Annotated in this window: 7 protein-coding genes; 1 reads left to right on the top strand and 6 read right to left on the bottom strand. The window is 44.5% G+C overall.

Going from position 1 to position 7,273, the window contains the following annotated elements; genetic code table 11:
- The 3 genes from AB4Z17_RS30475 to AB4Z17_RS30465 form a co-directional block, all read right to left on the bottom strand.
- Positions 1–1,247 (bottom strand): ABC transporter ATP-binding protein (locus AB4Z17_RS30475; RefSeq protein ID WP_441964033.1); only part of this gene is annotated, 1,247 nt, incomplete at its 3' end.
- A 429-nt stretch (positions 1,248–1,676) separates the two neighbouring features.
- The gene (locus AB4Z17_RS30470) at positions 1,677–2,432 is read right to left on the bottom strand and encodes an SDR family NAD(P)-dependent oxidoreductase (protein ID WP_441964031.1); all 756 of its coding nucleotides are present in this window, start codon (positions 2,430–2,432) and stop codon (positions 1,677–1,679) included.
- Positions 2,433–2,491: 59 nt separating this feature from the next.
- Positions 2,492–3,235 (bottom strand): SDR family NAD(P)-dependent oxidoreductase, encoded by a 744-nt coding sequence (locus tag AB4Z17_RS30465; RefSeq protein WP_441964029.1) that lies wholly within the window; start codon positions 3,233–3,235, stop codon positions 2,492–2,494.
- A gap of 198 nt (positions 3,236–3,433) precedes the next feature.
- On the opposite strand from AB4Z17_RS30465, the gene AB4Z17_RS30460 reads away from it, so the two are divergent.
- Positions 3,434–4,354 carry a LysR family transcriptional regulator gene (locus AB4Z17_RS30460; protein ID WP_441964027.1) on the top strand — a complete coding sequence of 307 codons (921 nt, stop codon included), beginning with the start codon at positions 3,434–3,436 and terminating at the stop codon, positions 4,352–4,354.
- Here the strand turns inward: AB4Z17_RS30460 and AB4Z17_RS30455 are convergent.
- From AB4Z17_RS30455 to AB4Z17_RS30445, 3 genes are all read right to left on the bottom strand, one after another.
- Positions 4,338–5,660 (bottom strand): D-arabinono-1,4-lactone oxidase, encoded by a 1,323-nt coding sequence (locus tag AB4Z17_RS30455; protein WP_441964025.1) that lies wholly within the window; start codon positions 5,658–5,660, stop codon positions 4,338–4,340. The genes AB4Z17_RS30460 and AB4Z17_RS30455 overlap by 17 nt on opposite strands.
- Positions 5,648–6,868, bottom strand: coding sequence for an amino acid deaminase/aldolase (locus AB4Z17_RS30450; protein WP_441964023.1), 1,221 nt, complete (start codon positions 6,866–6,868; stop codon positions 5,648–5,650). Before AB4Z17_RS30450 ends, AB4Z17_RS30455 begins: the two co-directional genes overlap by 13 nt.
- Before the next feature lie 181 nt (positions 6,869–7,049).
- The coding region (locus AB4Z17_RS30445; protein WP_441964022.1) for a class II fructose-bisphosphate aldolase at positions 7,050–7,273 on the bottom strand (224 nt) is incomplete at its 5' end.

The raw sequence follows: 7,273 nt of genomic DNA, 5'->3' as shown, positions 1-7,273 counted from the left end.
CAATTAAATAACGTCCCGCGGAGGTCAATCGTTTTGCCGATGAGATCATTATTGGAAACGCCTAAAACATCTGCCAAGCTGTTTGAGACAACCACTTCATTATGATCACCCGAGGGCATTTTACCAGCTATTAGCTTTTTGAATACAGGAACATTGTTTGAGCCCTCAATCTTGTGCTCCTTGCCATCTAAGACTACCGTAATATTATTCACTGCCTGAGCAAATACCACGTGCTTCACACGTTCATCATTTAAGTATTTTTCATAAAGGCCTGCAATGTCCTGATCCACATCGACATTCGGCTTTTGCTCTTGATCAGATTCGCTTGAACTGCCTGCGCTTATAAATTTAGACGCAATTTCAATATCAAAAAGGCCCTCGCCAATCGCAGCGTACAATTCATCAAAGCTGTTTTGACTCGTGTTTTGTATACGGCCTGTTGTATTCATTAATAGAAAGCTTGTCGATACCAATATGGCAATCACCAACACCGCGTATCTGCTTATTTTACTCTTTATATTGGTCATTGAGATTGACATGGTCCGCTTCACAGATAATGCAGGTTTTGCTGTCATCGGAGATGATTTTGGCTTAGCTTGTTCGACTTTCGTTTCCGACACGAGCTCACCTTTATCAAACTCAAAAACACTGCTCTTATCGTCAAGCATCGAGCTATCATGCGTGACGATAATGACTGTACGCGTTTTGGCAATTTGCTTCAATATATTAATAATTACACTGGCTGATTTCGGGTCAAGCGCAGCTGTGGGCTCATCCGCAATAAGGACCTCAGGATTTTTCATAAGCTCTCTTGCTATAGCTACCCGCTGCTTTTGGCCGCCAGATAGATTTCTGACCTTCTGCTTTGCGAGCTCATTAATTTTAAGCTGCTTCATGAGCTGAGTTATTCGTTCACCTGAAATGGTATCTTTTAAATAGAGAGGCATTTTTATGTTATCCAATACCGATAAATCGTCGATCAAGTTAAATTCCTGCCATACGATCCCGATTTTTTTATTGTGATACTCACTCTTATCCTTTTGGCTGAGCGTTTTTAGATTTTGCTTTTTGTAATAAGCCTCACCTTTAAAATCCTGGTCCAAGCCTGCTAATATTTTGAGGAGGGTTGTTTTCCCGCTTCCTGATGCACCTACGATAAAGTTAAGCCCACCCTTGATTTCAAGAGATATATTTTTAAGTGCATATTCCTGGCCGAATAATCTGGATACATTATGAATTTCATACATGTTTATTTCTCCTATCTTTCCTTTATTATTGATGGCGGTTTCTATACTATAAGGGGTCAATGTGTCATTCAGGTGGCGGTACGGCAATAAAAAGAGCGTCAGAAGATAACCTATGTTTCACCATAGGTTATCTTCTGACGCTCAACTGTTTATAATGACTTATATATAATCGATCAAATAAATTAATTGCACGAGGTTATCGTTCACTTTGGCAGACGAATTATATCCCCTATAGGCAAATACCTACACCACAGAAAACGCTCTTCACATTTTTATTTTATAAGTACACGCGGACGCAGCATCCGCTCCACAATACGAAGCATTCAGACTTTCTTTCGGCGCGCTAGTTGATTAAAATAATTCCTTTCTCTATTTAAGGCGAGACAAAAAGTAAGGGCACCCGCGCTTGGGTGCCCTTACTTTTTTTATTTATCTCGCAGTAGCCCCGCCATCGAGAATGAATTCTGCCCCCGTAGAGAAAGAAGATTCATCGGATGCCAGGAAAACAACTAAATTCGCGACTTCCTCTACTGTTCCAAAACGTCCTAATGGCGCCACAATTTCGGCTAATTCAGACTCAGGTATTTTAGCTGTGCTAACAGCGTAGGCTCCCATCGCCGTATTAATGTAGGCCGGATGAATCGAATTGACGCGGACATTAGCCGGAGCGTACTCAACGGCAGCATCCTTGGTCATAATTCGTACAGCGCCCTTGCTGGCACCATATGCAATATGACCTGCAGCCCCTTTTAGACCCGCAACGGAGGAGGCATTGATGACCGACCCGCCGCCTTTCTTCGCCATCAGCGGAATAACATGCTTCATCCCAAGAAACACGCTGGTGACATTGATGCTCATCATGCGATTAAACTCGTCCAACGTCGTTTCTGCGAGAGGCTTAATGAAATAGATTCCTGCATTATTAAATAAAATATCAATTTGTCCATATGCGGATAAGGATGCGTCAACGACCTGAGTCCAGCTATCCTCATGACTGACATCATGGTGTAAAGCTAGCGCTTCACCGCCGGACTGTTGAATCTCGTCCGCTGTTTTTTTAACATTTTCAAGATTGATATCCGTTACGACAACTTTGGCTCCCTCTTTAGCAAACCGAAGCGCTGTTGTTTTTCCTATACCTGTACCTGCACCTGTAATAACAGCAATTTTGCCTTGTAATCTCATCGTTGATCCTTCCTTTCGGATTTGTCTTCCTTACGAGATCCTAGTTATCGAAATGCGAATTATACCGCTGTGTAGCCGCCATCAACCAACAGGCTGGCACCTGTTATAAAAGAAGCATCATCGCTGGCAAGGAACAACACGGCTTTACCGACTTCTTCAGGTTTGCCAAGGCGTTTCATCGGATGCAAATCGATAAGATGCTGCGTAATTGCTTCATTCCGTCCTGCGATGAGCGGCGTATCAATGTATCCTGGGCATATTGCATTGACTCGAATGCCTTTAGTTGCATAGTCCGCACTCAGCGACTGTGTCAAAAGCTTAACGCCGCCTTTCGCAGAAGCATAAGCGGTAACATTTGCTTTGCCAACGTGGCTATGGATGGAGCCGCAATTTACGATGGAACCGCCTGTGCCTTGTGCAAGCATTTGCTTGATTGCATATTTATCACAGAGAAATACACCTGTTAGATTAATATCAATGGTTCTATTCCAGGCATCTAAGCTTAATAGATCAGCAGGCCCGTCCTTAGCTATACCTGCGTTTGCAAACAGAACATCCAGCTTGCCATATTTGCTCACTGTCTGGGATACCATATGAATGACGTCGTCCTCGTTGGACACGTCCGTTTTTACAAACAAGGTATCAAAGCCTTCTGTATTCAACTGATCGGAAACGCCCTGCCCATGATCAGAAAAATCCGCAATGACCACTTTCGCCCCTTCTTCGGCAAATAAGCGGACGGTTACTTCGCCAATACCGCTTGCACCGCCTGTAACAATAACAACTTTATCTTGGAATCTCATGTTATCAACACTCCTTCTTGTGATTCGAGTCCATAAACGGTCTCGATTACGTTGTCCACAATCCGCCAATTTCACTCTTACTTTATAAGTACGAGTATCTGTACCTTGATTTCATCTTATCACTGTTATAAGTTAAGATAAATTTAAACAAATTGAATTATACTTAAGAAAAACTAAAACAAAGGAGATAGGTCATTCATGAATATCGAAAAGCTGGAGTATCTTGTTGAAGTTGTAAAAACGGGGTCGATCTCGGCTGCTGCTCAAAATCTTCATGTCACCGTATCGGCTATTAGCCAGGCGATTTCAAGCCTAGAATCGGAATGGGGGGTTGTCATCCTAAAACGATCTCGGTCAGGAGCAGTACCAACAGCTGAAGGAATTGTTATTATAAAAAAGGTGTATGAAGTTCTTAACAAGTACAAAGAGCTAGTCGAGACCACGCAGGGCTATTCTAATTCTGTACAAGGCCATTTGCGATTCGCCAYCATTCCCGGCCATGCTTTTCTGATTGAGAATGCCGTCATGGATTTTAAAAAGGATTATCCGCAAATACGAATGGAGATTTTCGAGAAGGGCTCTCAGGAAATTATTGACGACATTCTGCATAATCGAGCCGACTTGGGTTTTATTATTTTGTTTGAGAATCGCCTTGTTGAAAATATCGGACTGTCCATTGAACGCTTGATGAGTGTAAAGATGGTTGCTGCAGTAAGCACACAGTCTCCATTGGCGCTTAACAAAACGATTACGCCAGAGGAAATTATGCAGCAAACGATCGTCTTGTATAATGATGATTATGTGAAATGGTTTATGGATGACTTTCAAGCCAAATATGGCGCGGTGGATATTTTGTTTACGACAAACAACCCGAATTCGATTGGCAGGGCACTCCTAAATCATCATGCCGTCACTATTGGCCTTGATTACTCTTTTGTGAGTGATTTGTCCATTATTCGGGATCAATCGGTCATTTTGGAGCTTGATTTAACAGGCCAAGGCGCTGTTTATTTAGGCCTTATTCAGCCTGAAGGACATCACTCTACCCCTATCTCAAAGAGCTTTATTACCCGGCTTAAACATGATCTAGCGGATGTAAAAGCTAATTTTGAGTCGTAAACAACTCCCGCAAATAAGGACTCATGAACAAATCATGAGGGTCCATTTGCTTTCTTATTTCGGCAAATTCCTGCCACATCGGATAACGCTTAATTAAATTGGCAGCCTTGAGCGTATGCATTTTACCCCAGTGGGGTCTGCCTTCATACCGAAGAAAGATTTGCTCCATCACTTCAAAATAACGTTTGTACGGCATGCCTTTATACATATGGACTGCTATATAGGCAGAATCGCGGCCATACGCGGGACTAAGCCAGATTTCATCAGCCGCCACATACCGGCACTCAATAGGAAAATGAACATGGAATCGCTCACGTTCCATTGCCTCTCGCATTTCACGAATGACCGACGTCATGGCTTCTTTCGGCAAGCTGTATTCCATTTCATAAAAACGGACGGTTCTTTCTGTCGCAAATATGCGGTGGCTATAGTTCGCTTTCGTCGCAACGGGTACACTTGATGCACTTAACCTGCTTATGGCAGCACTTGCAGTGGGGATCATCTTACAAAGCCCTGATAGTAAGCCAAACAATGTGTTTTCAATTAGCTTTTCATTTACATATTCAATCCATTTGTTCGTAGGTATGGGCRCATCCGTCTCATTCATCAGTTTGACCTGACAAGTCTCCGCATATGGAAACCAAAAAAACTCAAAATGCCGGTTATCCTCTACAAAATTCGGCAATTGCGTCAAGCAGTCCGTCAAAGCCATACGTTTGCTCTCATAGGAAAGTACATAAGAGCTCCTTAAACGGAGCTTTACCTGAACGATAATGCCTAATGTGCCTAATGAAACCTGCAATGCTCGAAATACAGCCGGATGTGACTGAAGCGTATATTCCAGCACTTCTCCTAAGCCGTTTACGACCTTTATGCCAATCACCTGTGTAGCTATACTTCCTAAGCGCAGCCCTGATCCGTGAGTTCCTGTACTGATCGCACCTGCAATCGACTGAACATCTATATCGCCTAGATTTTCCTGCGCCAGTCCTTCTTCATGCAACAGCTCGCCTAACCGCTTCAGCTTCGTTCCTGCCCAGATGACAGCCGTCTGCTCGTCAGCATTTACGCTCACCACTCCTTGCAGCTCGTCAAGCGATACAAGCACCTGATCAGAAGCAGCAACCGCCGTAAAAGAGTGCGCTGATCCTACAACGCGCAAATATTTCCCTTTATCCAAACACTCATGACGAACGATTGCCACTACTTCATCTATCGTCTTCGGATGCCGAATAAGCTCAGGAGCGGCAGTGACTGACCCCGACCAATTTGTCCAGCTTTTCCGATTCGCTTTCATAGGAAGCATTCCCCTTCTCCGCGGTAGGTTAAGTACTCATCAACAATGCCTTCCCCAGTTATCGCATACAGCATCGGAAACCGTTCACATAATTCCCCAGCCTTCGCATGCCGGAAAAAGATTGGATCTCCCAGCTCGAGAGCCAAACCGCTCGGACAACGAAGCGGCGTCTGCACCTCACCCGCGCCTTCTAACGAAATCAACGTTAAGCCTTCAGGCAAATGCGGCTGCGGCGCTTTTTCCGCGCTAACAGCACCTGAAGCGGTGTAACCCCCGCCCAAGCAGGTTATCATATCTACTCTTGGCTTCCGCACGACTTCCACCGCATATCCAGCAGCAGGCAAATACTGAAAACCAGCATAATGATCGAACAGTGTAGGACAATAAAAACCGGAGCCCACGGTGATTTCCGTTACTCCCTGCTCCAGTTTAGAGCTGCTAATACTCCCAGTGCCTCCAGCGTTTACAAAGCGCAGTTCCGCGCCTAACGCGTGAATGCCTTGCAGCACTTCCTCACGCCTTTCAGCTACTTCTCGAATTGAACGCCGCTTCAGCTGGCGGATGAATGAATTTTTTAACCACTGTCCCGAGACGCGGTCCCCTACCCCAGCAATTTGCGCCTCGTACCCCATTACACCGTCCAGCCTTACCCATTTGGATTGCATAATCCTCTCGACAATCGGCTTAGCCAGTGGCCATGTGGTTACCGGAGATCTCCATATGCCAAAATGCAGTCCTGGATAGTTTGCAGACATATCGATATCCAGACAAAGCGCTGCCTGTACGCCAGTGGCTGCTGCAAGCCGCTCGATATGCTCCACATGCTGAATGGAATCAACCATAAATACAACCGTTCGGCCACTAGCTGCAGCATCTAACAGAATTGATATTTCGCCCGGCTCCCAAACGGGATAACCAAGCAGCAAATCATCAAAGCCATGCTTCAGCAGAAAAGCCGCCTCTCTTGCCGTATAACACATGACGCCTTGATACACTTTGTCTGAATGAAGAATACGTCGAAGAACCTCCACAGACCTTATTGATTTGCTTGCGATACGAATTTTCTTGTCACCCGCCGCAGCCGCAATGGCTCTACTATTCGCATCCAATAAATCAAGATTTACATAAGCAAAAGGCTTCGCTGTCTGCGCAAAAATCCTTTTATATTGCTCATAGTGAGGGAGCTCGATAGGCCATTCTCCATTCTGTTTAAGCATGTTTATTTTTACATTATATTCCTCACTTCTAGTTGAAATCCTTTTTATTTGCTGGCGCTTAGCTTGGCGGGAATGTGAGCAGCCTTGCGTTTGCCGCAAATCCGATAACAAAAAAAGAGCTGCCCTTCTCCCGCCAGCGGCGTTTGAAAGACAGCTCTTTTTTGTATATTCGAAAATGATCTTACGCTTTGTTTGATGAACCAAACTCACGCATTTTGCCCATAACTGTTTGCTTGATTCCTTCGCGACCTGGAGCAAGGAATTTACGCGGATCGAAAGCTTCGGAATCTGCGCTCAACACTTCACGAACGATTTTTGTGAATGTGATTTGGTTTTCTGTATTTACGTTGATTTTCGCTGTTCCTAGCGAAATGGATCTTTTGATGTGCTCAGTTGGGATACCTG

The sequence above is a fragment of the Paenibacillus sp. TAF43_2 genome, assembly GCF_052113545.1.
Taxonomy (GTDB): domain Bacteria; phylum Bacillota; class Bacilli; order Paenibacillales; family Paenibacillaceae; genus Pristimantibacillus.
The sequence above is the reverse complement of the archived record's forward strand: the minus strand, read 5'-3'. Positions and strand labels throughout refer to the sequence as shown.